This is a genomic window from Methylobacterium aquaticum (assembly GCF_016804325.1).
GTDB classification, from domain to species: domain Bacteria; phylum Pseudomonadota; class Alphaproteobacteria; order Rhizobiales; family Beijerinckiaceae; genus Methylobacterium; species Methylobacterium aquaticum_C.
Map to the genome: position 1 here is coordinate 88,435 of NZ_CP043628.1, position 25,464 is coordinate 113,898.

The 25,464-nt window shown below is 64.5% G+C and carries 22 protein-coding genes; 15 read left to right on the forward strand and 7 right to left on the reverse strand.

Features of this window, described 5'->3' with window-relative positions; all coding sequences use genetic code 11:
* Positions 1-353 precede the first annotated feature (353 nt).
* The 3 genes from F1D61_RS32725 to F1D61_RS32735 form a co-directional block, all read right to left on the reverse strand.
* Positions 354-998 carry an NrsF family protein gene (locus F1D61_RS32725; protein ID WP_203159419.1) on the reverse strand — a complete coding sequence of 215 codons (645 nt, stop codon included), beginning with the start codon at positions 996-998 and terminating at the stop codon, positions 354-356.
* On the reverse strand, positions 995-1,552 hold the full coding sequence (locus F1D61_RS32730; protein WP_203159502.1) for a sigma-70 family RNA polymerase sigma factor: 558 nt from the start codon (positions 1,550-1,552) through the stop codon (positions 995-997). The genes F1D61_RS32725 and F1D61_RS32730 overlap by 4 nt, the downstream gene beginning before the upstream one ends.
* Positions 1,553-1,849: 297 nt before the next feature.
* The gene (locus F1D61_RS32735; RefSeq protein WP_203159420.1) at positions 1,850-2,233 is read right to left on the reverse strand and encodes a hypothetical protein; all 384 of its coding nucleotides are present in this window, start codon (positions 2,231-2,233) and stop codon (positions 1,850-1,852) included.
* Between the two features lie 533 nt (positions 2,234-2,766).
* Between F1D61_RS32735 and F1D61_RS32740 the strand changes: the two genes are divergently transcribed.
* The 13 genes from F1D61_RS32740 (at position 2,767) to F1D61_RS32800 (ending at position 18,679) form a co-directional block, all read left to right on the forward strand.
* Positions 2,767-2,979, forward strand: coding sequence for a hypothetical protein (locus F1D61_RS32740; RefSeq protein WP_203159421.1), 213 nt, complete (start codon positions 2,767-2,769; stop codon positions 2,977-2,979).
* Positions 2,980-4,124: 1,145 nt separating this feature from the next.
* Complete coding sequence (locus F1D61_RS32745) at positions 4,125-4,502, forward strand: FixH family protein (RefSeq protein WP_246776034.1); 378 nt, start codon at positions 4,125-4,127, stop codon at positions 4,500-4,502.
* Positions 4,499-5,071 carry a FixH family protein gene (locus tag F1D61_RS32750; protein WP_203159423.1) on the forward strand — a complete coding sequence of 191 codons (573 nt, stop codon included), beginning with the start codon at positions 4,499-4,501 and terminating at the stop codon, positions 5,069-5,071. The genes F1D61_RS32745 and F1D61_RS32750 overlap by 4 nt, the downstream gene beginning before the upstream one ends.
* Positions 5,071-6,579, forward strand: coding sequence for an efflux RND transporter periplasmic adaptor subunit (locus F1D61_RS32755; protein WP_203159424.1), 1,509 nt, complete (start codon positions 5,071-5,073; stop codon positions 6,577-6,579). The genes F1D61_RS32750 and F1D61_RS32755 overlap by 1 nt, the downstream gene beginning before the upstream one ends.
* Positions 6,579-9,773 (forward strand): efflux RND transporter permease subunit, encoded by a 3,195-nt coding sequence (locus tag F1D61_RS32760; protein WP_203159425.1) that lies wholly within the window; start codon positions 6,579-6,581, stop codon positions 9,771-9,773. The genes F1D61_RS32755 and F1D61_RS32760 overlap by 1 nt, the downstream gene beginning before the upstream one ends.
* 76 nt (positions 9,774-9,849) lie before the next feature.
* Positions 9,850-10,839 carry an NAD(P)/FAD-dependent oxidoreductase gene (locus tag F1D61_RS32765; protein ID WP_203159426.1) on the forward strand — a complete coding sequence of 330 codons (990 nt, stop codon included), beginning with the start codon at positions 9,850-9,852 and terminating at the stop codon, positions 10,837-10,839.
* Positions 10,840-11,444: 605 nt separating this feature from the next.
* The gene (locus F1D61_RS32770) at positions 11,445-11,834 is read left to right on the forward strand and encodes a copper-binding protein (RefSeq protein ID WP_246776035.1); all 390 of its coding nucleotides are present in this window, start codon (positions 11,445-11,447) and stop codon (positions 11,832-11,834) included.
* A 25-nt stretch (positions 11,835-11,859) separates the two neighbouring features.
* Positions 11,860-12,297: a DUF411 domain-containing protein gene (locus F1D61_RS32775; protein WP_203159427.1), complete on the forward strand. Its 438-nt coding sequence runs from the start codon at positions 11,860-11,862 to the stop codon at positions 12,295-12,297.
* A gap of 437 nt (positions 12,298-12,734) precedes the next feature.
* Complete coding sequence (locus F1D61_RS32780; protein ID WP_203159428.1) at positions 12,735-13,145, forward strand: hypothetical protein; 411 nt, start codon at positions 12,735-12,737, stop codon at positions 13,143-13,145.
* 180 nt (positions 13,146-13,325) lie between these two features.
* Complete coding sequence (locus F1D61_RS32785) at positions 13,326-13,958, forward strand: cytochrome b (RefSeq protein ID WP_203159429.1); 633 nt, start codon at positions 13,326-13,328, stop codon at positions 13,956-13,958.
* A 268-nt stretch (positions 13,959-14,226) separates the two neighbouring features.
* Positions 14,227-14,694, forward strand: a complete 468-nt coding sequence (locus F1D61_RS32790) for a DUF4395 domain-containing protein (RefSeq protein ID WP_203159430.1) — start codon at positions 14,227-14,229, stop codon at positions 14,692-14,694.
* A 113-nt stretch (positions 14,695-14,807) separates the two neighbouring features.
* Entirely contained in the window at positions 14,808-16,136 is a 1,329-nt protein-coding gene (locus F1D61_RS32795; protein WP_246776036.1) for an aminotransferase class V-fold PLP-dependent enzyme, read from the forward strand.
* 161 nt (positions 16,137-16,297) lie between these two features.
* Positions 16,298-18,679 (forward strand): heavy metal translocating P-type ATPase, encoded by a 2,382-nt coding sequence (locus tag F1D61_RS32800; protein ID WP_203159505.1) that lies wholly within the window; start codon positions 16,298-16,300, stop codon positions 18,677-18,679.
* Between the two features lie 229 nt (positions 18,680-18,908).
* Here the strand turns inward: F1D61_RS32800 and F1D61_RS32805 are convergent, their stop codons facing one another.
* The 4 genes from F1D61_RS32805 to F1D61_RS32820 form a co-directional block, all read right to left on the reverse strand.
* Entirely contained in the window at positions 18,909-20,222 is a 1,314-nt protein-coding gene (locus F1D61_RS32805) for a multidrug ABC transporter ATPase (protein ID WP_246776037.1), read from the reverse strand.
* A gap of 878 nt (positions 20,223-21,100) precedes the next feature.
* Positions 21,101-21,532, reverse strand: coding sequence for a hypothetical protein (locus tag F1D61_RS32810; protein WP_203159431.1), 432 nt, complete (start codon positions 21,530-21,532; stop codon positions 21,101-21,103).
* A 132-nt stretch (positions 21,533-21,664) separates the two neighbouring features.
* The gene (locus F1D61_RS32815; RefSeq protein WP_203159432.1) at positions 21,665-22,312 is read right to left on the reverse strand and encodes an NADAR family protein; all 648 of its coding nucleotides are present in this window, start codon (positions 22,310-22,312) and stop codon (positions 21,665-21,667) included.
* 5 nt (positions 22,313-22,317) lie between these two features.
* Positions 22,318-23,352: a phosphoribosyltransferase-like protein gene (locus F1D61_RS32820; RefSeq protein ID WP_203159433.1), complete on the reverse strand. Its 1,035-nt coding sequence runs from the start codon at positions 23,350-23,352 to the stop codon at positions 22,318-22,320.
* A 698-nt stretch (positions 23,353-24,050) separates the two neighbouring features.
* Between F1D61_RS32820 and F1D61_RS32825 the strand changes: the two genes are divergently transcribed.
* Positions 24,051-24,221, forward strand: a complete 171-nt coding sequence (locus tag F1D61_RS32825) for a hypothetical protein (protein WP_203159434.1) — start codon at positions 24,051-24,053, stop codon at positions 24,219-24,221.
* A 102-nt stretch (positions 24,222-24,323) separates the two neighbouring features.
* Positions 24,324-24,635, forward strand: a complete 312-nt coding sequence (locus F1D61_RS32830) for a type II toxin-antitoxin system VapB family antitoxin (protein ID WP_246776038.1) — start codon at positions 24,324-24,326, stop codon at positions 24,633-24,635.
* Positions 24,636-25,464 lie beyond the last annotated feature (829 nt).

Sequence of the window (25,464 nt, forward strand, 5' to 3'; positions counted from 1 at the left end):
GGTGGCCGATCACCTGCTGTGCGCCCTGGAATGCCTCGCTAGAGAGGCTGACGCGTATCCGCACGGTGAGCCGTCCTGCCTGGACGAAGGCTACTTGATCGTTGCCGACGAGTTCCGGCCGGAACTCTTGGCGAACCATTGTGGCCGATACGGGCCGCATAAGAAGCGCCCGCACTGACGCGACAGCGCACGTCACAACCAATTCACGTTCGAGCCAACGCAAAACGGGGCGGTATGATCTATTTTAATAGACAGCAGGCAGCAAGAGATCTCGTGCATTGGGGTGCGACGCTCGATTAGTATCAACCAGGTTCTATTAAGCCCTAAGCGCATGCTCTTATGCCGGGTGACGATCACCAGCGGAGCAGGCGTGGTCCAAGCAACGCGCCGGCAAGCGTGCAGGATGCGATGGTACCGCCGTACCAGAGCGCCACAAAGGGGACGGAGTCATCCATGCAGTGAAGGGCGTAGCCCATCGCGCTGATACCGCCGGCCACAAGGCCGACGAGTGCGCCGGTGCGGACCAAGTCGGTCGGCGCGGCGAACCGGCGGACGGCCCAGACCAGAACGGCGAAGGGCACCAGGGCGATGATCGGGATCGAGACGAGGCACTCCAGCCACATGTGACCGACCAGCATATGGTCCCAATGCGCGCTCGGAGCCGAGGCGAGGCTGAGAGCCGCGAGCGCCATGATGGCGCCGAAGGGCAACAGCGCCGCGAGCACAGGAGTCCGGGCCTCACCGCCCGGGCGGGCGACCTTGGCGAGGAGGCAGGCGGCGAGGACGACGATGCCGGCGCTGAAGGCGAGCTTCAGCAGGAGAAAGCCAAGAACGCCGGGCGAGGCGAGATCCGGGCGAATGCCGAGCGCCAGGAGCGCTATACAAAGTGCTGCGCCCGCACCGAGCGCAGCGGCGAGGCCAACGCTTCGCATGAACCGGCGGCGGTCGGCCGGCTCAATGTTCGTGCTGAGTATCTCGATCAGTTCGTTCGTTCTCATCGTGCTCTTCCTTGGCTGATCCCGGACGCCATGGCCTTGATGCCGCGATGCACGCTGACCTTGACGGCAGACTCCGACATGCCGCAACGCTTGGCCGCCTCCGCGACGCTCAATCCATCGAGCTTCACGAAGCGGATCACTCGGCGCATCTTCTCCGGAAGGCCCGACAGGAGGCGGTCGAGGTCGTGCGCGCTCTCGGCACCGACATGGTCGTCCTGCGCCTCGAAGTCACCCGCGTCCTCGATAGGCACATCGGCCATTGAGGCGCGTGTATGGCGTAGGTGGTCGATCAGCTTGTAGCGGGCGATGGCCTGCGCCCACGGGGTGAACGGCTGGCTCACGTCGTAGGTATGCCGACGCGTATGGATCGCCATCAGCGTGTCCTGCACGAGGTCCTCCGCCTCCGTTTGGCTCCGTCCGATGCGCGTCAGCTTGCCCCTGTAATAGGCCCGCAGGTGCCGGCTGAGCCGGTCCAGCAGGGTCCGGTACGCGCCCGCATCACCCTCCAGGCTGGCCCTCATCAGACTCCTGAGTTCTGGTTCACTGGCAATCATCATGCACTCCCCACGGAGTTCGGGAGGGATGCCTGAATGGTTACAGTTGCCCACTGGCGCGACAGCTGCGTGGCCAAGTCACGGCGGCTTTCAACGCGGGCTGTCGCCCCAAGTGCTGGGTCACGTGCCGGAGCGCGAACGGTAAGTTTTCGTGCCCGACCCTGCGCCGAAGATGGCCGGCCATGAGCCGTGTCACGGTGGAATGACATCGATCTTGTCCTTGATATCCATGAAGGCCTGCAACCTCAACGCGGTCCCCGGCACAAAACCGCGCAAGGACAATCGCCAGAAGCGCCGCTACGAGCGTGCCAAATGGCCCGGCGCGCCTAAACTCAAGGCGGGGCTCTTGGGCGGAAACGGATCAGGCGGCGCTTGCAGGCTCACACCCTCGGCATCCGCGAGCGCATACGCGAATGTGGCCTCGATGATCCGGGGACCGACCTTGGCCGGAGCAACTGCGATAAAACCGGCGCACAGCAGTGAGCAGGTCGCGAAGGCTTTCCCTCCCTCGTCGCATCCACCGCAGCCGTCGGGCATCGATGCCTGCATCGCCGCTACAGGCATAGAGGTTTTCGTGTGCGCGGCCTGCACGCCATGTAGCGCGAACCCCGCCACGAGGGCGAGTGTCAGGAACCACGCGCAAATGGAACGGGACCGCAGCCAGGACATCCAGACCGGCATAACAGGCCATTGTAGGCACCGGAAGGGCGTGCGACGGCGGGTCGATCGGTTCGACGTGCAGGGTTGCGTGGTTGGGTGCCGGCGGGGCCGTCCACGCGCGGAGGCGCCCCTACACCGCCGGATGCTTGAGGGGCGCCGACCCTTATCAGGTGTGCGTGCGTTCAGCTGGTGTCACCCCGGTTGTTCGCGTTGTAACGAAGTGTCCGCTTCCTCCGAACTCAGCACCATAGAACCGATGTCGCAGGTGGCTCGTGCCTGGGATTGCGGCGGCTCGCCTCTTGGGTCGGTGCGGGTGCCACTACTGCGGATTGCGCTCCAGGCCGGCGAGGGACACGCGGCGCTAACCTACCGCGCCAGGGACTAGCTAGACTTGGCCGGACATGAGCGGAGCAGCTTCGATACATATGGGCCCTCCGAGTGGGAGACGCAGCAGTCATAGAAATAGGGCCTCACGGGAAGGCCACGCCAGACCTGCAGACAGTGTCGCGAGGCTTACCGAGAGCGCTCAGAAGAAGAGGCCAACGCGAACCTATGTGATCTTCGAGTGCCGGTTCGCCCAGGATCTGTTCTGCGCGGTGTCGACAAGCCTCTCAATCCCGGACTTCCTCATCAGTGGGGGGTGGCGGTTCCGGGGCACCGTCGGCAAGCAAGGCTTCATGCCATCAGGCTTCAACGCGGCTTCGGCCCAGAAGGCGCTCAGCCGTGACGGGTTCTACCTGTTCACTTCGACCAGAACCGAAGATTGAAGCCTCCTGGAAGCCTTGCACATTCTCAACTCGCGCGGCGGAGCGCCCTCCTCCGCTGGGTGTGAATGCGATGGTCCCTGCCAATCCCACCATGCCATATAAAAAATTTTGCGCGTCCTGTAACGAACTTCGCGAGGCATCCGAACTTATGAATGGAAGCAACAAGTTCCGAGAACATAAAAGGGGTCTTGCCATGAGAAAGTCATTCGCCGTTTTGAGCGTCGGAGCATTTCTAGTCTCGGGCCTACCAAATCAGGCCTCGGCAGCGTATTGGGAGTCGCTGCCCCCGTCGTGGAGAAAGCACCAAACGGCGGCTGCACCGTCGATGCTCGCTCCGCCCTCGGGAGTCCTGACGACAGGTTCGATCAACAATGCCCCTCGTCGACCCGCGCACCGTCAGCCGAGGCCCGCTGGCGAGAAGTTCTAAAACATCACGGCACAGGGCGCCTGTAGCGGTGTCCAAGGCTGGAGCCGGGTTTTCGGGTCCTTGATCTGCTCAAATAAGCGCAGGAAACCAGCTCTCACAGAGTCATTACTCGGCTGGCCATTCCGATGTCGCTGTGGTCGCCGTTAATCGTCCGGCTCTATGTCGGCTTGGCGAGGTGTGTGGAGAAGTGCCTCTTGGTCGAGTTCGGACGACGATACAAGAATGCCTGCCGTCGGCGTGCTGATGTTTGATCCCGGCGCTGTCGTGACGGCGCCGGGCATCCCGCTCCTTCGGATGTAACGAAAAAATTTTGCTCTCCGAACTCATGAGCAAGGGCGCTCCCACCGAGGACGATGGACAAGATCATGAGGTTCTTCGTTGGCACGGCATCGGCCGCACCCACTTGGCAGACGCGAACCGGCCCGCGCCTTCACGCCTCATATCCCACGCGCTCCTTGCGTGATCCGGAGACGACAGGAAGCCTCATGTGCAGCCTGAACCGCACGCACGGCCTGCGCGACGTGCGGGGACGAGACTTCCGCTGCGGCATAGGCGGTAACGCGCAGTTCCCGGGGCGCCTGCCCGTTCAGCAGAACCTCGGCTATACCTCAGGCGGCCCAGCATTATGATCCCCCCTCCTCGCACACCCCTGTTGAGGCCGGTAGGCGCGGCACCTGCTTGCATGCGGCACCTCCCGTTGTGGCGTGCTCTCGCGCTGGTGCTGCTCCTCATGGGCACCGGCGTCGCCGTTGCCTCGTCCTCCAGCCGAGGCTCGCCGGACCATTACGCCTTCGAGCTCGTGGAACGTGAGGTGAAGCAGGGTTCCGGGACGACCATCCTGGTCCGTCTCGTCGACGAGCGGACCGGCAAGGTGGTTCCGGACGCGGTCCTGTTCATCAGCCGCATCGACATGTCGCCTGACGGGATGGGCTCGATGACCGCCCCGCTGGAGCTCCAGGCCGATACGCTGCCCGGCTACTATCGTTTCGAGACTGACCTCTCGATGGAGGGTGCCTGGGCGCTCACGCTCGCAGCCAAGATCCCAGGGCTCCCAAGCCCCATCCAGCGCAGGCTCGTCCTGCAGGCAGTGCCATGATGCATCAGAACACACCGTTCGATGACTTCGAGGAGTTCGAGTCCGCCCCGGGGGGCAGCGGCTGGGCAAGATGGATCACCGGCATCGCCCTGTTCGCCATGATGCTCGTGGCCGCGGTTGCCCTCGGCTACGGTTTTGGGCGCCGGACCTGGACGGTGCCAAGTGCGATCTCCGACCACGTTCCGGCCGCTCTTGCCGGTTGGCTGCCGCACCGAGGCACGAACTCCGAAGCGGCAGGTGTACCAGCCGCGCTCAAGGATTACGCCTTCAATTTTGTCGGGAGCCAGGCCAAGCAGGGCGAGGCGACGCTGGCGGTGCGCCTGATGCACAAGCCGACGGGCAAGCCGGTCCAAGACGCGGTCGTCTTCGCGTATCGCCTCGACATGGCACCCGCCGGCATGCCGACCATGACGACGGAGCTGGAGCCGCAGCCTGCATCCGAGCCCGGCTTGTACCGGTTCAAGACCAACCTCACGATGGTGGGCGATTGGCAGCTCTCGCTGGCCGCCAAGGTGCAGGGCGAGACCGGCACTGTGCAGAACCAGCTCGCCCTCAAGGTGGTACCGTGATGGACCAGAGGACGCCTTTCCACCTCTCCGAGGCCCAGGGACGCGGGGGCGGTCCCTCGCGCCTGGCGGCCCGAATCGCGGCCCTCACGCTCGTGCCCATCGCGCTCGGCGGCGCGGTGCTGGTCGGCCTGACGGCCGGCAAGGCCGACTGGCCCTTGCCGGCCTGGGTACCGGTTCCGATCTCGGGCCTGCTCGTCAGGGGCGGGGCGGGTCCGGCGGCGGATGCCCCCATCCTGTATTACCGCGATCCCGACGGGAAGGCCGCCTACGCGCCGGCTCCGGCGAAGACGCCCGACGGGCGGGAGTACCGGCCCGTCCGCGTCGGCGAGGATGTCGGCTTCGACCCGAAGCCGGCGGAGCCGGCCGGCGGCGGGACCTTCGGCATGGCGGAGACCGGGAGCAAGAAGGTGCTCTACTACCGCAACCCGATGGGTCTGCCGGACACCTCGCCGGTGCCAAAGAAGGACTCGATGGGGATGGACTACCTCCCCGTCTACGAGGGCGAGGCGGAGGACGGAAACACCGTCAAGATCTCGCCCGGCAAGGTCCAGCGCACCGGCGTCCGCTCCGAGACGGCACAAAGTCGCGTCGTCAGCCGAGCCGTGCGGGTGCCCGGCACCGTCACGCTCGATGAGCGGCGCGTCACCGTCGTGGCGACCCGGTCGGACGCCTATGTTGACCACGTCGAGAACGTCACGACAGGCGACCGCATCCGCAAGGGTCAGCTCCTGGTCCACGTCTACTCGCCTGAGATCAACGCGGCCGCCGCCCAGCTCATCGCCAACCCGGGCTTCGAGGGCTCCCGGCGGCGCCTGCAAAACCTGAACGTCTCGGAGGAAGTGATCAACGAGATGGAGCGCACCCGGAAGGTGCCGATGGCCATCACTTGGTCGTCCCCGCGCGACGGGGTTGTCCTGGAGCGAAACGCCATCGAGGGCATGAAGGCCGCAGCCGGCGACACCCTGTTCCGGATCGGCGACATCTCGGTGATGTGGGTACTGGCCGACGTCCCCGAGTACGACCTCGGCAGCGTCAAGGTCGGCCAGCCCGTCAGCGTACGCGTGCGCTCGCTGCTCGGGCGCAGCTTCACCGGCAAGGTCGGGCTGATCTACCCGCAGGTGAACAAGGATACCCGCACCACCCGCGTGCGGATCGAGTTGCCGAACCTCGACGGTGTGCTCCTGCCCGACATGTACGCCGACGTCGAGATCGGGACCGGGGCGACGAAGCCCGTCGTCGCGATCCCGAACGATGCTGTCATCGACACGGGCGCGCGCCAGGTCGTGCTCGTCGACAAGGGCGAGGGCCGCTTCGAGCCGCGCGAAGTCAAGGTCGGCGCCCGCGGCGAGGGCTACACCGAGATCCGCGAGGGCGTACAGGCCGGCGAGCACGTCGTAACCGCGGCCAACTTCCTGATCGATGCCGAGAGCAACCTCAAGGCGGCGCTGCAGAGCATGGCGGCCCCAACGCCGCCGGCTCCGCAGGCACAGGGCCAGGAGAAGCCGTAATGATCGCGCGTCTCATCGGCTGGTCGGCCCGCAACCTCGTCCTGGTGCTAATCGGCACCGTCTTCGTGGTGGCGGCCGGTCTCTACAGCGTGCGCACCCTGCCCCTCGACGCCATCCCCGACCTCTCGGACGTGCAGACCATCGTCTACACCGAGTACCCCGGCCAAGCGCCTCAGGTCGTCGAGGACCAGGTCACCTATCCGCTCACCACGGCCATGCTGACGGTGCCGAAGTCGAAGGTGGTGCGCGGCTTCTCGTTCTTCGGGGTCTCGTTCGTCTACGTAATCTTCGAGGACGGCACGGACCCCTACTGGGCCCGCTCGCGGGTGCTCGAATACCTGAGCGCGGCCGGCAAGCGCCTGCCGACCGGCGTGACGCCGACGCTCGGGCCCGACGCGACGGGGGTCGGCTGGGTCTACCAGTATGCCATCGTGGCCAAGCAGCAGACGCTCGCCGAGCTGCGCTCGCTCCAGGACTGGGTGGTGCGCTTCGGGGCCTCGCGCGCCGAGGGCGTGGCCGAGGTCGCGGGCGTCGGCGGCTTCGTGAAGCAGTACAACGTCGTCGTCGATCCGAACCGGCTGCGCGCCCAGGGCGTCACCCTCAGCAAACTCCGGGACGCGATCCGGTCGAGCAACGCGGATGTCGGTGGCCGCACGGTCGAACTCTCCGAGTTCGAGTTCATGGTGCGTGGCCGCGGCTACCTGAGGAGCGTCGCCGACATCGAGAACATCGTCCTGAAGACGGACGCCGGCACACCGCTGCGAGTGCGAGACATCGCCCGGGTCGAACTCGGGCCGGACGAGCGGCGCGGTATCACCGAGTTGAACGGCGAGGGCGAGGTCGCCGGCGGCATCATCCTGCAGCGCTTCGGCGCAAATGCCCTCAACGTCATCGAGGGCGCCAAGCAGCGCCTGGCCGAGGTCGCCGCGAGCCTGCCGAAGGGCACGGAGATCCTGCCAGTCTACGACCGCTCGCAGCTCATTGAGGCGGCCATCGAAACCTTGAAGCACACGCTAGTCGAGGAGAGCGTCATCGTGGCGCTCGTCTGCATCGTGTTCCTGCTGCACCTGCGTAGCGCACTGGTCGCCATCCTGATGCTGCCAGTCGGCATCCTGATGGCGCTCGGCGCCATGCATCTCCTCGGGATCGGCGCCAACATCATGTCGCTCGGTGGCATCGCCATCGCGGTCGGCGCCATGATCGACGCCGCCATTGTGATGATCGAGAACGCCCACAAGCACCTGGAGCGGGCGCCCCCGGGCAAGCCCAGGGTGGAGATCCTGGTGGAGGCGGCGGCTGAGGTCGGGCCTTCGCTGTTCTTCTCCCTCCTCGTGATCACGGTGAGCTTCCTGCCGATCTTCACCCTGGAGAACCAGGAGGGGCGCCTGTTCGGGCCACTCGCCTTCACCAAGACCTTCGCCATGGCGGCGGCAGCGCTCCTGTCCGTGACCCTGGTGCCGGCACTCATGGTGCTGTTCGTGCGTGGGCGCATCATCCCCGAGCACCGCAACCCGCTGAACCGCTTCCTGATCTGGGTCTATCGCCCGGTGATCAAGGTCGTGCTCAGGGCCAAGGTGCTGACCATCCTGCTGGCGGTGGTGGCGCTCGGACTGACGATCTGGCCGGCCCGCCAGCTCGGCTCCGAGTTCATGCCGGACCTGAACGAGGGCACCCTGATGTACATGCCCACGACTCTGCCGGGCATCTCGGTTACCCAGGCCGGCGAGCTACTCGCCACCCAGGACCGCATCATCAAGTCCTTCCCCGAGGTGGCCTCCGTCTACGGCAAGGCCGGGCGCGCCTCGACGGCGACGGACCCGGCCCCAACCGAGATGTTCGAGACCATCATCACCCTGAAGCCCAAGGCGGAGTGGCGTCCCGGCGTGACGCTCGCGAGCCTCAAGGCCGAGATGGACAAGGCCCTGCAGTTTCCCGGGGTATCGAACGCCTGGACGCAGCCGATCCGCGCCCGCATCGACATGCTTTCGACCGGCATCCGTACGCCGGTCGGCATCAAGATCTACGGCACCGATCTGACTGAGATGGAGAAGGTCGCCCGGCAGGTCGAGGCGGTCGTGCGCAACGTGCCGGGCACGTCAAGCGCTTACGCGGAGCGGGTCATCGGCGGCTATTTCCTCGACATCACGCCGGACCGGGAGGCCCTCGGGCGCTACGGCCTCATGGTCGGGGACGTGCAGGACGTCATCGCGACAGCGCTCGGCGGCGAGAGCGTCACGAACACGGTCGAGGGCCGCGAGCGCTACACGGTCAACGTGCGCTACCCGCGCGCCTTCCGTTCAGATCCGCAATCCATCGCCACCGAGGTGCAGGTGCCGTTGCCGGCCGGCGGCACGGTCCCGCTTGGCGAGGTGGCCAAGGTGCAGCTGACCCGGGGGCCGACCTCGATCCGCACTGAGAACGGGCAGCTCGCGGTCTACATCTTCGTCGACCTGACCGGGCGCGATCTCGGCGGCTACGTCGCCGAGGCCAGGGACGCGGTCAACAAGGAGGTGCAGCTCCCGCAGGGCATGAGCATCCAGTGGAGCGGGCAGTTCGAGTACCTGGAGCGGGCGGAGGCCCGGCTGAAGATCGTGGTCCCCGTGACGCTGCTGATCATCTTCCTGCTGCTATATCTCAACTTTCGACGGCTGACCGAGACGCTCATCGTCATGCTCTCGCTGCCGTTCTCGCTCGTCGGGGGCGTCTGGCTGATGTGGTGGATGGGCTTCAACATGTCGGTCGCGGTGGCGGTCGGCTTCATCGCGCTGGCCGGCGTCGCCGCGGAGACGGGCGTGATCATGCTGATCTATCTCGACCATGCCTGGGACGAGCAGCGGGCCGAGGTCGCCGCCGCGGGCCGGGAGGCGACTCGCACGCACCTCTACCGGGCGATCATGGTGGGCGCTGTCGAGCGGGTGCGCCCGAAGATGATGACGGTGGTGGCCATCATGGCTGGCCTGGTGCCGATCCTGTGGAGCACGGGCGCGGGCTCTGAGGTGATGCAGCGCATCGCCGTGCCGATGATCGGCGGCATGGTCTCCTCGACCGTGCTGACGCTCGTCGTGATCCCGGCCATCTACGGCTTGGTCAAGGCTCGTGGCCTCCCGCACCGAAGCCGAACCAGCACCGGAGCGCCGAGCACCGATCAGGCCCTTGCTCGCGTGCGACCGCGCCTCGTCAATACCGCCGAGTGAGTGCTGGTCGATCGCGCACGGTCGACCGCCCGGCGCGGACAGCCCCCATTATCGACGACGGAGAGGAGCCGGAACCATGCCGGAGAGCGTCCTGGATTGCCTTGTCATTGGGGGTGGACCGGCTGGTCTGACCGCGGCCATCTACCTGGCCCGCTTCCGCCGGCGGTTTCAGGTGGTCGACGCCGGCCGGAGCCGGGCGGCCTTGATCCCGACCTCGCACAATCATGCCGGTTTTCCCGAGGGCATCCACGGCAGGACACTCCTGGGCCGGATGACGGAGCAGGCGCGCAGGTACGGCGCCCACATCGTCCACGGCTCCGTCACGCACCTGGAGCATCGACCGGACGGTGTCTTCATCGCGACTGTCGGTTCAAAGCGGATCGCGGCGCGCACGGTTCTGCTCGCGACCGGGGTCGTCGACCGCGAGCCGGCGCTGCCCAACGTGCCGGACGCGATCCAGCGCGGGTTGGTGCGCCATTGCGGGATCTGCGACGGCTACGAGGTCCTCGGCAAGCGGGTCGCGGTGATCGGGCACAGCAGCAGCGGCCTGCACGAGGCGCTGTTCTTGAGGACCTATACCTTCGACGTCACGCTGCTGTCGCTCGGCTGCCCTCTGACCCTGTCCGAGCAGGAGCGGCGGCAGGCGGCGGAAGCCGGGATCGGGGTGGTCGAGGAGCCGGTCGCGCGGGTGGTCATTGACGGTGACCATGTCCGTGCCCTGTCCATGCGCGACGGAAATCACCAATCCTTCGATGCCCTCTACTCGGCGCTGGGCAGCGACGCCCGATCCGACCTTGTGCGCGGCCTCGGCACGGACCTTGACGACAAAGGCTGCGTGGTGACGGATGCGCACCAGAGGAGTTCGACTGACGGTCTGTTCGCGGCCGGCGACGTGGTGCGCAGCCTCGACCAGATCAGCGTCGCGATGGGCCAGGCTGCCATCGCGGCGACGGCGATCCACAATCGACTGCGCGGGGTGCCCTCTCCGGACGAAGCCCCCGACGGTACCCTCTCGTTCTCGCCCCAGGATCTCTGCACCTGCTGCACGCCGTCGGAGGTTCGATAGAGTAAAACCTCGGTGTGGATCCCACGCGCTGAGGGCGGACCCGTACGCATGGTCCCGATCCGGACGCTTTCACGGTGGCGGCCACTGCCGGAGGCAAGCTCCTGCCATCGGAGTCTGCCTCAGAATGCTGAACGCGTATCGGATCGCGGGTCTCGTCACCCACGCTCTGGTCTTCCTGATCGAGGTCGGCGCGCAGGGTTCGGGCTGGTGCTTATGGCAGCTGCGATGACCATCGTGGTCCTCGAGCCGCGGCTACGGTTGGGAGCGGTCGGAGTCGGCGCCTACGTCGTAGGCTTCCTGAGCGGACTTGACTCCTTTGCGTCCGCGTATCGTGCTGCGGCCGGACCGGCAGGATAGCGCTGGGCCTTATTATCCCGAACTCATCGAGGCTCGAAAGTGAGCCGGAGCTTGAGGACTGTCAGCCTGCGCTGGTGGGCAGGGCTCGATCCAGGAACGGAACGTAGAAAGTAACCTTTCTTCCCCCAGGCCCGAAGTCTTGTGTGACGGCGGCCAAGCGCAAAGGTGTGCCGTCGCAACACAGGTTCAGGATCCGGGGGCGGGGCGCCGGCAGGCGGGCCCGATCTGCCGGAGCAAGGAGAAGAGGGATGATGGTGCTCAACCTCGGCCAGTCACGCCGGACCGGAACTGTGGCCGCTGCGGCTGCCTTGCTTCTCGCCGGAGCCGTGCAGGTGCAGGCCGCGCCGCCCTCCAAGATGGGCGACATGCCGGGCATGAGCGGCAACGCGGGCTCGGACAGTACGAAGGGCCAGACGGCCAGCGCGACAGGCACGGTCGCGGCCGTGAATGCCGGGCAGCGCAAGGTCACCTTCGATCACGGGCCGATCCCGGCGATCGGCTGGCCGGCGATGCACATGGAGTTCCCCGCGGCGCAGTCGGTCGACCTGACGAAGGTTAAGCCGGGCGAGAAGGTCCAGTTCACGCTGACCGGATCCAAGGGCAACTACACGGTCCAGTCGATCACGCCGGCTCCGTGAAATGAACCCAGGCGGAGGACGTGAGATGATGAGACGACGCACGGTCCTCGGATTGCTTCTTGCGGTCACCGCGCCGGCGACGGCCGTGGCGCAAGGGGTGCAGGGCGCAATCCTCTACAAGAACCCGCAATGCGAATGCTGCGACGCCTACGCCAAGGTGCTCCAGCGCAGCGGCATTGCGGTCACCGTGAAGGCGACCCCGAGGCTGGCGGCGCTCAAGCGCGAGCACGGGGTGCCGGAGGGGCTCCAGGGCTGCCACACCCTCCTCATCGACCGCTACGTCGTCGAGGGACACGTGCCGATGGCGCAGGTCAAGCGGTTGCTGGCCGAGCGCCCGGATATCAAGGGCATCTCGTTACCCGGCATGCCCGCTGGCTCGCCCGGGATGGACGGTCAGAAGACGGAGCCATTCACGATCTACGAGATCGGGGGCGGTGCCCCGAAGGTCTTTGCGCGCGAATAGCGCACTGGCAAGGCCAGTATTCCGTTTGAGGCGCAGGTTTCTGGTTGGGGAGTTAACATTGTTGGCTTACCGGTGCACTGTTGAGGTGTTGAGTATGTTTGGATCATTAGATCTAACAGAGTGCATTTGATGAAGGGTGTGAACAAATGTGCGGGATGATGGGTGGTGGCAAAGTTCTCTCGTGGGGCTGGCTGCTGCACGGTAATCTCATAACATGGATTTTTATATTCCTGACCCTCACGGCTGTCGTCGCGCTCATCATGGCGAGCGCCGCGTTGGCGAGAACGTTGATCCAATTTATCGGTCGTCTCTGGCGTTCCCGTCGAGCTCCGGCCTGATCAAGTTGTCAGTGGCTGGGCCCGAACGGCTCAGCCACTAACGGCCGCCACCCGGCTCCGAGCGGCGGCATCCACTCCTCGGCATAACGGAGACACACGATGAAACACTCGACGATCATCCCGGCCTCGGCCGCGATCGCTTTCGTTCTCACGGCGGGCTTGGCGCTGGCCCAGGGCATGAACGAGCAACCCTCTTCCCAAGGCAGTGATCAAAAGACGCAGCAGGGCGGCGGCATGGCCGGCATGAACATGAGCGGCGGCAAGCAGGGCGGCATGGGCATGATGGGAATGGGCGGCGACAAGCAGGGCGGTATGGGCCAAGGCGGCAAGCAGGGCGGCTGCGGCATGATGGGCATGATGGGGATGGGTGGTATGGGGCAGCCGCAGGGCGGTGGCACGGGCCAACAGCAGGGGGCCGATGTGACCGCGCTGCAGGAGCGCGTGAGCCAACTGGAGCAGCGTCTTAACTCGGTTCAGGCGCAACCCTCGACCCCGTCCAAGCCTCAATGATCAACCCGTCCTGACCCTGCCATGCCAGTTCGCGGTCCGGTTCATGGGCCGACGCGCGATGGTGCGCCGGCCCATCTGTGCAGGACCGCTTGCCTCGTGGCCGCTCCTTCGGCGTGCCGCAGGTTCCTATAAGGGGCAAATTACATTTCTTCCTCTGCACTTTCACCAAACGCCAGGACGATGGCCAGCAATGTCGATCCCAGCATCAGCACGTTGCGGGACGATCCTGCACGGCAGAGGCCGCGGTGGCCGGCCACCCTGTCAGTCATCATTCACTGGCTCGCCGCAGCGGCCTTATTTGGTGCCCTCGCGGGCGGGTTGTTCGTGCACCGGCTCTCGTCCTGCTGCGATGTGGGGCATTGGACAGTCTACAACCTGCATGCCTCGTTCGGCTTAGCCCTGCTCGCGCTTGTGGCGCTCAGGATTTTGGTGCGCCTGCTGCGCCCTTGGCCGGCGCTGCCTGGCCACACCCCGCCCTGGCAACGTCTGATCGCACGCGCAACGCACACAGCGCTTTATGTGCTCATGATCGCCCTGCCGCTGGTCGGATGGAGCATCGTCTCGGCCCCGGGCTGCTGCCACATCAATCCCTATGTCTTTGACTGGTTCACGCTGCCGAGCCTCGACCCGGCCCCGATCCCCGATCGCACGGTGGCATTCGCCATCCACTCTGCCCTAGCCTGGATCGCCATGGGTGTGATCGCGCTCCATGCATCTGCAGCCTTGTTTCACCATTTTTTCTACAAGGATGACATTCTCGCACGCATTGTACCGAGCTTGCGCTCAAGCCTGTACAGCAGAGACAAAGGATAGATCAGGATGGATTTTATCTGCTGCTTGGGCAGTCCTCCAATATTATCCAACCAGAGGTGAATAAATTATTATGTTGCCTAGATTGATCGCTTTAGCTAATAATAAAAATTTGTAGCGGTATTAGCAAAGTAGAATTAGTGACGAATATGGTAGAACTTCAGGAGAAATTTCTATGCTAACAATTTTTAAAAGACATTACGGTGAGACTATAATTGGCTTATCCCATGATGGCAGGGAATTGCGGGCGGCTGTCTTCAATGAGAACCAAGTGCGCGCCGCAGCAGGCGTGACGATGGTCATGGGCGCGGTGGCGTTCGTGTACGCGTATTTCGCCAAGGTGTACGTGCCGATCCAGGTCGTCACAACGATGTTCTTCATCGAATTTCTGATCCGCGTCACGGCAGGGCTCAAGTACAGCCCGGTCGGTACGCTCGCGCGCTGGATGACACAGCGCCAGCCGCCACACTGGGTCTCTGCCAAGCCGAAGCGGTTCGCCTGGACGCTCGGCTTGGTCATGTCCCTAGCCATGATGATCATCACGAACACCGGGCTCCGCGGCGTGCTGCCCCTAACGATCTGCCTAACCTGCCTCGCCTTGATGTGGCTGGAAGCCGTGCTCGGGCTGTGCCTCGGCTGCGAGATCCACGGCCTGATGGTCCGGCGCGGCTGGGCTGCGCGGGATGACGCCTTCGAGGTCTGCGCGCACGGCGCCTGTACGATCGACGGACAGCGCTAACCCGGAGGGCTTCCCGTGAACATGGCAGCCGACATCTCGCCTTTTGTCCCCCTGTTGCCCTGCGAGAGCGGATCGTCGGCATCGACCAACGCGTACCGGTGCTCGATGGGTCTTTGCGGCGCTACGTCAACCTGGACAATGCCGCAAGCACACCTGCTCTTCGCGATGTCTTGGATACCGTCAATCGCTTCATGGAGTGGTACGCCTCGGTGCATCGTGGCACCGGCTTCAAGAGTCGGGTCGCGACGCGGGCCTACGAGGATGCGCGCGAGACCGTGGCGCGCTTCGTCGGCGCCGATTCGCACCAGCACGTCGTCATCTTCGGCAAGAACACGACTGAAGCCATCAACAAGTTGTCTTATCGTCTGCCGCTGGCTTCCGAGGACGTGGTACTGGTCTCGCAGATGGAACACCACAGCAACGACCTGCCCTGGCGGGCGCGGGCGCGCGTTGAGCACATCGGCCTCGATGTGCTCGGTCGGCTAGACGAGGCTCACCTCGGCCGCTTGCTCCAAACACATGCAGGGCGGATCAAGCTGGTCGCGATCACTGGCGGATCCAATGTCACAGGGGCGATGCCCGATCTTCACAGGGTCGCGGTGAAGGTGCATGCCGCAGGGGCGCAGATCTTAGTCGATTGCGCTCAACTAGCGCCGCACCGAGATCTCGACATTGGGGCCCTCGATGATCCGGCCCATCTGGACTACGTGACCCTCTCAGCACACAAGATGTACGCGCCGTTCGGCACCGGTGCCTTGATCGGCCGGCGAGACACGTTCGAGCGCGGTGAGCCGGAATACCGCGGTGGCGGCACGATCGAGTTCGTCTCGCTCGACGATGTCACCTGGGCCGATGCGCCGGATCGTGATGAAGCAGGAACGCCGAACGTGGTGGGAGCCGTGGCACTGGCGGCCGCGATGCGGGCCTTAAGCAGCATTGGCATGGAGCGCATCGCCCGCCACGAAGCCGAACTCACGGCCTACGCGCTAAAACGGCTGACGGCTATCAGAGGTCTGCGCATCTACGGTGATGCCGATCCACTGCGAGCGTCTCAGCGCCTGGGTGTGATCGCGTTCAATCTCGAACCGCACCCGCACGCCCTGGTCGCGGCCGTGCTCGCAACGGAGTTCGGCATCGGCGTGCGCAACGGTTGCTTTTGCGCACATCCCTATCTCATCCATCTGCTCGGATTGACGCATGACGACGTACTTCAGGTTCGCTCCAGCATGGCCGTGGGTGACCGCAGTGCCGTGCCGGGCTTGGTGCGCGTGAGCTTCGGCCACTACAACACAACCGACGACATCGACAGGCTCGCTGAAGCACTAAGTAATATATCGCGCGGCGAATATCAGGGTAAATATTACCAAGATCGAACCACGGGTGAGTATGCGGCGCAAGGCTGGCGTCCAGATCTGAATGGCCATTTCTCCTTGAGTGGCTAACTTTGGTGACCTAGCAGCGTAGAACTGACTTTGCGGTCTCTTGAAGCAGGAGTTTGCCGGTGCCGCTGGCCGATGAAGGTGTGCTGACGCAGCTCTGGTCCGATAGGCCGTTCGGTCATTCCCTCTCTTCCGCCAAAGCCGCATCCGAGGAGGTGACGCTCATGACGCAGGACGCTCACTGGAACATGGCAGCAGATGATGCCGCCGCTGCCGCCCACGAGCAGGTCAGGGATCCCATCTGCGGGATGATGGTGGATCCGGACACCACATCACATCGGCGCACCCTCGGTGACGCGACCTATCACTTCTGCAGCGCCGGTTGCGCGAGCAAATTCGAGACCGACCCGGACCGTTACCTCAACCCGCCAGACCGTGATCCGGCGGTCTTGGAGCCAGCTATGGACGCGCTGCCCGAGCCAGCCGAGGGCGCGGCCTGGACCTGCCCGATGCACCCGCAGGTGCGCCGCGCCGGTCCCGGCAGTTGCCCGATCTGCGGCATGGCCCTGGAGCCGGCCGCGCCCACCCTGGAGGAGGGCCCGAACCTCGAACTCATCGACATGACCCGCCGGTTCTGGCTCAGCGCGGCCCTATCACTGCCGCTGCTGGCCCTCGCCATGGGTCACGAACTCCTCGGCTGGACCCTGCTGCCGGCTCGGGCGTCGATGCTGGTCCAGCTCGGTCTGGCGACCCCGGTCGTGCTGTGGGGCGGCTGGCCCTTCTTCGAGCGGGGTTGGGCGTCGGTCCGAACGCGCAACCTCAACATGTTCACCCTGATCGGCCTCGGTGTCGGCGTGGCCTACGCCTACAGCGCCGTCGCCACGCTGGTGCCCGGTCTGTTCCCGGCCTCGTTCCGCTCGCCTATGAGCGGCGCGGTGCCGGTCTACTTCGAGGCTGCCGGAGTTATCGTCACTCTCGTCCTGCTCGGCCAAGTACTCGAACTGCGCGCCCGCTCCGCCACGGGCCGGGCCATTCGCGCGCTGCTCGGCCTCGCCCCAAAGACGGCCCGCGTGGTTCACGACGACGGCCGCGAGGAGGATCTCTCGCTGGATCTGATCGAGGTGGGCACCACCCTCCGCGTCCGCCCGGGCGAGAAGGTGCCGGTCGACGGCGTGGTGGTCGAGGGCCGCTCCGTCGTCGACGAGTCGATGCTGACCGGCGAGCCGGTCCCAGTCGAGAAGGGAGCGGGTGACAAGGTCACCGGCGCGACCGTTAACGGCACCGGCGGTTTCCTCATGCGCGCGGAGCGCGTCGGCCCCGATACGATGCTGGCCGGGATCGTCCGGATGGTGTCCGAGGCGCAGCGCTCACGCGCGCCGATCCAGGCCCTGGCCGACATCGTGTCGAGCTGGTTCGTCCCTGGTGTCATCGGGGTCGCCGTCCTCGCCTTCGTGATCTGGAGCGTGTTCGGCCCGGCGCCGGCCTTCGCCTTCGGCTTGGTGAACGCGGTCGCGGTGCTCATCATCGCCTGTCCCTGCGCCCTCGGGCTGGCCACGCCGATGTCGATCACGGTGGGCACGGGACGCGGCGCCCAAGCCGGCGTGCTGATCAAGAACGCGGAGGCTCTGGAACTGATGGAGCGGATCGACACGCTGGTCGTCGACAAGACCGGCACGCTCACCGAGGGCAAGCCGCGCCTTGTCTCGGTCGTGTCAGCTCCGGGCATGGCTGAGGACGACCTCCTGCGTCTGGCCGCCAGCTTGGAGCGCGGCAGCGAGCATCCCCTGGCGGCGGCCATCGTCATAGGAGCCGAGGAGCGAGGCCTTCGCTTGAGCGAAGCTGCCGACTTCCAGTCGGAGACCGGCAAGGGCGTCCTGGGGCGGGTCGAGGGTCGCTCCGTAGCCTTGGGCAACCGTGGCCTGCTCGACGCCTTGCAGGTCGATCCCGGTGACCTGGAGCGCGAGGCTGACCGGCTTCGCTCGGAGGGGCAGGGCGTGATGTTCGGCGTCGTTGATGGCCGCGCCGCTGGCCTCCTCGTCGTCGCTGACCCGGTGAAGGACAGTGCCGCCGGAGCGATACGGGCGCTACAGGCCGATGGGGTGTGCATCGTCATGCTGACGGGCGACAACCGCCGGACCGCCGAGGCCGTCGCCCGCCGGGTCGGCGGCATCGATGAGATCGTCGCCGACGTGCTCCCGGATCAGAAGCAGGCGGTGGTCGAGCGGCTTCGCGGCCAGGGCAAGCGGGTCGCCATGGCCGGTGACGGCATCAACGACGCGCCGGCACTCGCCGCCGCGGACGTCGGCATCGCCATGGGCACGGGCGCAGACGTTGCCATGGAGAGCGCGGCCGTGACCCTGGTCAAGGGCGATCTCAACGGCATTGTGCGGGCTCGGCGGCTCTCACGGGCGGTGATGCGCAACATCCGCCAGAACCTGTTCTTCGCCTTCATTTTCAACGCGCTCGCGGTCCCAGTGGCGGCGGGCGTGCTCTACCCGTTCACCGGAACCCTGCTCAGCCCGATGATCGCGGGCGCGGCTATGGCACTGAGTTCCGTCACCGTGATCGGCAACGCGCTTCGTCTGCGCACGGCGCGTCTGTCCTGACCGACTTACGGGCTGGCAGATCCGCAGACCTTGGCGGCACCCTCACGCAGGCGCCCTGTCATTGGTCCAACCAGCCGGGCCGGTCCCGAAACTGGGCGGCGTCCATTGCGGCAGGAGTAGGTCTCGCTGATCAGGAAGCCGGCCATTCTGCTTTCCGATGCCCAGTGGGTATTCACGCGGCCTGGACTGACGGGAGCGGTAAAAGGCGGTGCCTCGTCCCATGGCAGTGTTAAGGCCGTTCGAAGGCCTTCGTGACCTCCTCGAAGCGCGCGTTCGCGTCGGACCAACTCTGGATGAAGTCGAACAACTCCCGCAGCGCCGGCGCGATCTCCTTGTAGGCCGCCAGCGCCGCAACGAGCGCGCCGAGCGAGATGCGCCCCTGGACGACCAGGTAGCCGCCAATCGAGAAGAAGAAGAACGGCGTGAGATTGGACGTGAAGCTATACAAGCTCTTCAAGCGGCCTTTCAGCTCGCTGATCTCGACGCGCACCCGCTCAAGATCCTCGGCCTGCCGCATCTGCCGCAACAGGGACGATAGCCGCCGCGTGGCGGCCTGCACAGGCACGGCAGGCGTGACGGCCTGGTCGGCGTCCGTCGCGGTCAGAAGCCCTCCCAAAACCCGTGTTGCGTGGACCCTCTCACGAACTTTGGCGTTCAGCCGCTTCTGCAGACGCGGGAGGAGACTGAGCTGCACCGGCAGCATGACGAGAGCCGCGAGGGCCAGCGTGGTGTTCTGGAGCAGCAGGAACGCGATGCTGGTCGCGAGCGTGCCTCCCTGGACGAGCGGCACGACAACCATGCCGGCTCCGAAATAGCCAATTGGCTCGACCTCCTGGACGGCGATGGCCGCGAGGGTGGCACGATGCTCGAGAGAGCGTTCGCCACGCGCCCGCCGGAAGATGGCCAAGCGCAAGCGACGCACGATACGCTCGCTCACGCGCCCGCGCCCTTGGTTGACGGCGTACTTGGCAAGCGCACCCATCGTGAGCGCGCCCAGGTAGCTGGCGCACAGCGCGAACAGGAGCTCCACGCGTCCGAGATCAAGACCCAGAAAGGTCATCTGCGGATGGCCGCCCCCGTTCGCGCCGGCGAGGGTGTGGTTGATGATGTGCTTGGGGATTTCGAGAAGCAGCCACGCCGACGGCAGCGTCAGCAGGGAGAGCAGGACGAGACGGAGCTGGAAGTGCAACGTCGCGCCAACGATGAAGCCTTCCAGCCGCCACCCATTCACCCCCGCGGGAACAGTGCGTGCCGTTCGCGACGCGAGCGCGGCTGGGGCGCCGCACAGCGAGGCAGCAACCTGGGCTTGGCTGCGGCGCCGACGCTCCGCCCACCGCAGACTCGAGCGGGAAGCAAGCCATGGCGTCCAGGCCGGCGCGACAAAGCAGGCCAGCGCAGCCAGTGAGCTGAGCCATCGGTCGTTGTGGAAATGGCGGCGATCTGGGACTCGGCCCATCAGATCATGAATTAATGCCGGCGCGGTCACTGAATGCTCGAAGGCGGGGGCCCGACGGCTCGCGTCAGACTCGCCCAGCTCCCCCATGGCGCTTCTTCCGTGCGCGCCTATGGCCTCATGCCGATCCAAGAGCATAGTCACCCTACGGTCTCCTCGTACCGTAAGTCCGGTGCCCGGGCCGGTTTGGTTACGAAAGGTGGCCGGCGCTGACGCCTGCCGCACTTGCCCCCGTGCCGGGCCTCCCGTTCATGCCCGCTTGGTTGGGGCGCTCCGCTCTCTCGTCGTGCCAGCGCTCACGCCAGCGACATCGGGTTCAGGCTCCAGGAGGCTCGGACGGGGGCGCCTGAGCCGGGCTTGCGAAGGCGGCGTCGCCATCCCAGGCCACGCCCAGGGCAACGGGTGCGGGAACCGATGGGCCAACGCTCATCGGTAGATCGGGGACGACCTCCGCCGGGCAGAGCGCCATCAGGGGGCAGGCCTTGGAGCAGTCCGGCATAGCCGGCCTCTCGTGGGGACAGCAGGGCATATCGTCCATGACCATTCCAGCCACGTCGTCGGCGCTCATCTCCGCCATGAGGTTGTGGTCGGCGCTCATGGACATCGACGCGCGTATCCCTGCGGCGGCCGTGGAAGCGGTCACCACGGCGAGGGCAAGGCTGAGAACCGCCAAGCGGGAGCCGCCGGAGGGCGAGCCAATACGTCACGAGGTGACGATGCAAGTTTTTTAGTCCGAGCGGAAGAGGGATGTCCGGCAGGGTACCCCCTCCCCCATGCAAATGTAAAGGGTACGAAAGAGGGGGGATCTGCAGCGCCAAAACTGATTTGCTGCGATCGACGAGTTGCACGGAGCGGGTCGAGCAGCATCCAAAACGATTATGGGGGCGACCCGCTCGAAGGGGAAAAATGTAGTCCTTCACTGCTCAAAGGTCATCGACGCCGATGGGTGCCAAGCGCCAGATCTCTCGTTAGATCACCGGGTAGGGACCGAGGAACAGATCCCCGAGCGCGCGTCTTCGCAGGTAGGTCAGGCGCCGCCGGCGCAGATGCTCCGGCCGGTCGTGGATCAGGTGACAGCGCTGGCACCACGCTGCAAGATCCCGGTCACCGTTCAGGCTGGTGTCGTGCTCGCGGTGGCATGCGGCCAGGATCGGCACTGTCAACCGAGCGCGAGACAGAGCTGCAATCCCGGGTTGCCGCCGTAGCGGTCGGCCTCGGCCGGAGCGCCAGTGACCGGCCTCGGCGTCGAACCATGTCCCTGCCTCCAGGCAAACGATCACCTGCCCGTGCGGACGCCCGCAGGCCTCGCAGCGACCGCCGGCGCGGCCGAAGCGGATCACTGCCGAGAGCTGCGGCCAGTCGATCGGGTAGAAGTGGCGGTGTTCGGGACGGATCGGCACGGTGCAGTCACGCTAGCACGGCCAGGTTAAGAGCGAATCCCCCCTCCGCAGCCAATCGGAGATTACCGAGGCCGTCCGTCTCGCAGATCCAGATCGAAATATCCTGCCGCACGCCTGAATGCGCGAAGCTGACTACGGTATGCCCCACAGCTGCAAAGTGCTATCGGGTACGGCAGCCTTATTATGACCGTAATTTTTAGTAATTTCTGCGAATATTATTGGTATTTGGTGGCCTAATAGGGTAAAATCATGAATTTTAACTGGAAATACCTCAGTTAGACTTCCTGGATCGTTTTTGAGTTTTTCTCTCAATTCCATTAGAAGCCGGCCAAGAACGTTACTGCCGTGGAAGTTGCCGTCATTTCCCTTGATTGCTCCCCAAAATTCGTCCTTCCGTGAATCTTCGACGATTGGCTTATCTTCCGTACGGAGGAGAAGATTGCCAAATTTTATCCAGTTCTGCGCAAGTTTGACACGGAGACACCACTTCATGATGGGAACCCGGATATCGTCCCATTGCTCGCGGCTGTCATTCCGATATGGCTTGGAGCGCATCTTTGCCGTCATCGGGCTTGTCTCGCTCACGATGAGCTTCTGCACCTCGGGACGATGCGGAAACCTGCACGCTTGGTACAAGGCTTCCGAAGTCCGCACCGACACGCCGGCGATGCGAAGCGGAAAGCCCGGCGCCATGTTGGACAAGCCGCCAAACTCCTCTCCGGTCTTGCGGAACGAGACCACTTCGTCGACGCGGTAGGTCCGTGGATCGGCGTTGGCCATGACGGTCAGTTCGTTATCCTGGGGAGCAGAGGATACCACGGATCGCCTGCCCACAACACCAAGGGTGCGTTATTGGGACAATTACGATAAGTGGCGAATAATGTTCCAAAGCCGAACGTTCTCATAGTGGTGTTGCCGAGAGGGCGCTGATGAACATTGAGATAGGGACACATCGCGCGCACCTCGACTCCTTTTTTGAGGAATTCTTGCTCAAGCACCTCCCGTCCTTCGTTGGATGAGAAGAATTGTTTGGGTCCGACGCTGGTTCCTGTTCGCCATGTTTGGGGCTTTCCAAGTTGCGCAATGTAAGCGGTCACGGCCGGATCGGCGCCAGGAGTAGTTGGTCTCAGAACGTCTGAATAATCTACTTTAAACAATCCGTCTTCGATGGCTATGTAGTGCGCCCAGCTCAGGGAAATATTCTTTCCTGATCTTGCAATTGCGCTCTTGAGGCTTCGATCCGTGAAGTAGTGTCCCTGTGTGTGCAATGCAATGACCGCGATCATAAGCTCCGCGTTTTGAGGTGCCTGACCGATGATCCAGTTTTCCAGATCAGTGCCGATCCGGCCCCCAGAAAACAAGCCATCGTCAAGGTAGAAAAACTTATTACCTTGCGCGCAATCATTTATCGAGAAGCCGCACTCTTTATTCAGTCTTTTATCAAAAATTGCCAGCAACTCCCGCTGGCTGTTGCCTCTCGGTTGCATGTTAAGAAAATTCATTTGTCTCCAGAATGCATGCGGGTTGCCTGCAGTCCATCCAGGATGATGGATGAGACCCCTCAGAATACCCCTCACGCGGATTTTAGAAAAGTATGTTTTTTCTAGTACGTGGTTTATCTCGCTCAGTATCGGCAGCTGAGATGCTTGATTGAACTGGCTGACCCATTTTTCGACGTGCTCAGGGGTCGGGGTAGGAAGGGTGCCGGCCTGGTAATCCTCGATCGTGGTTGCAATCGATCGCAACAACCTGTTCCGCTCGCTCATGCTCACCCCTGCAATATCAAGACCGACGATGGCGATTGCAGCGGCGGTTGGCAACCTCAAGTCAGGGGCAGGTCGGTAGCACAGGAGCCGTGAGGCTTCTAAACGGAACGCATGATCGAAGAGAGGCTTTGGTGCCCGTCATAAAGTCACGGCGATGGCCCGCCTTCTCATCCTCGCCTTCTCGGTCATCAAGGGTCCCGACCGCCTCCCGGCACGCGTGCGCTACGATGATGCTGATTGGTGCGCACTTCCCAGGCCGGCCCGCGGCCGTCCCGGAGGCTGCGCGGTGCCGTCTCAGGCTCGACGCGGCCCAAAGCGCCGTCACGCCAGGGTCGTTTCACCTCGTACCCCTGCAGACGCACTCTGCGCTGCGCCGACGGCCGGTTCGGCCCAGCCTTTACGCGCATCGTGCTGCCACGATGGCTACGTCGATCCGCGCGGCAACTCCGAACGGTCCAGCGCGAGCGCTGATCTACGGGAGTGTGGGCCAGTTAGATCGGAGCTATGGCCGCACATCGCTATGCCATTGATACCCTGTCGCTGTCGCGCCTGGTCAGCAGTGGACGACCCCGCTCTCTCGCAGCAACCCCGATAGGCCGTCGCGGCCTTCCACGATCAACCCTCAAGGGGTCCGCTCCGCAAGCGGGCGGCCGCTCCCGGCTTCGCCTCCCGCGGTGATCGCGGCCGCTCCCGGCCTCCTTGGGGCGCTGTCGAGCGGGGATCGCCCCCGCTCCGTCAGGAGCAAGACCCCGATGGCGACCGATCTCACCCTCGCGAACCGCTACGCCTACAGCCTCGCGCTCTCGCTGATGGTCCCTGTCACCGTGTTCCGCTCCGAGGCCGGTTACGGCGTCGTCACCTCTGACGAGTTCGAGGGCGATCCCGCCAGTGTCGTCACCGAGTTCGACCCCTACGAGGCGTGAGCCTCGCGCGGGGCAGGACGAACCTGCCCCTCTCACCGTCGCGCCGCGCGGCCTTGCCCCGCGTTCCGCCTCGGATATCCTCTATATCCGATTGGGATAGGCATGGCCCTCTTCGTCAAGGACCCGGAGGTTGGCGCCCTCGCGCAGGAGCTGGCCTCCCTCAAGCGCACGACCACGACCACGACCGAGGCCGTCCGCCTCGCCCTACGCGCTGAGATCGAGCGCGAGAAGGACCATCTCGACCTCGTCGCCCGCCTTCGCGCGGGGCTTGCGCGAGCGGGCCGGCCCGAACCCGCAGCCCGTCGACAGGGCGTTCCGCGACGGATTGTACGGAGATCCCTGATGTTCGTCGATGCCTCCGCGCATAAATGGATAATAGCATGGCCGAGCCGGCTTGGGAGCGCTCACATGTAGCGGCACACTCATTACGTCTGGGGTAAGCAAGCGGCTGAGTCTATCATGAGGGCGATCGGATAAAATTCGATAGATTGCGCAATCCGATCTAATGATAAAAATCTCATCTTATTAATGAGAACATCGATGAAATACGACTGGTGGATCGTATGGAATTATAGTGGATGCAGCCGAGGATTTTACAATAGGGGGTTGGATTGGTGGCAAATTACAATTCCATGGTCGCGCCGACTTCCGCGCATCGCACTGATTGTCAGGCGAATAGACGATCGAGCGTGAGGCAATTCTACTCAGGCTTCGTACCAACCCTTTATGGCTGATGGTGGCCGAGGCGGGTAAGATCATGACGAAGTGATTGATTGAGACCTCGTAGAAGTCTGCTCCCCACCCCGAGCGGTCCTTCAACCATCGCAGCCCATCTATGCTCGAGATGATTGGGTTTTGACCCTTGATCACGACAGCTGAACCCGTTGTTGAGTCCTGATACGATGGCGACACCGGCCCAGATCTGCCGTAAGCAGGTCGTCGCGAATGGCCTCGGCACCCGGTACGGCCGGTATCCCGGCAGCAAGGAGAGGGCGTCGCGGCGCCGGCGGTGAGGGCACGCAATCGTCGAGGTTCCCTGTCCCGCCGGCACGATCGGCTGGTGTCCGCAGGAGCCGGCGGTATCGCCCTCACGGGCCCTCGAGCGGAGGCCTCCCTCACGGCGAGCAACTGGCACACCGGCCCTTTTCGGTGCAGGCACGGATGGCCGCAGGGAGCGGGCTGGCCCGGCCGGCGCAGCTCTGCTCCGTTGCGTCCTCGTACCGCGCTCATGTGGGAGGCGCTA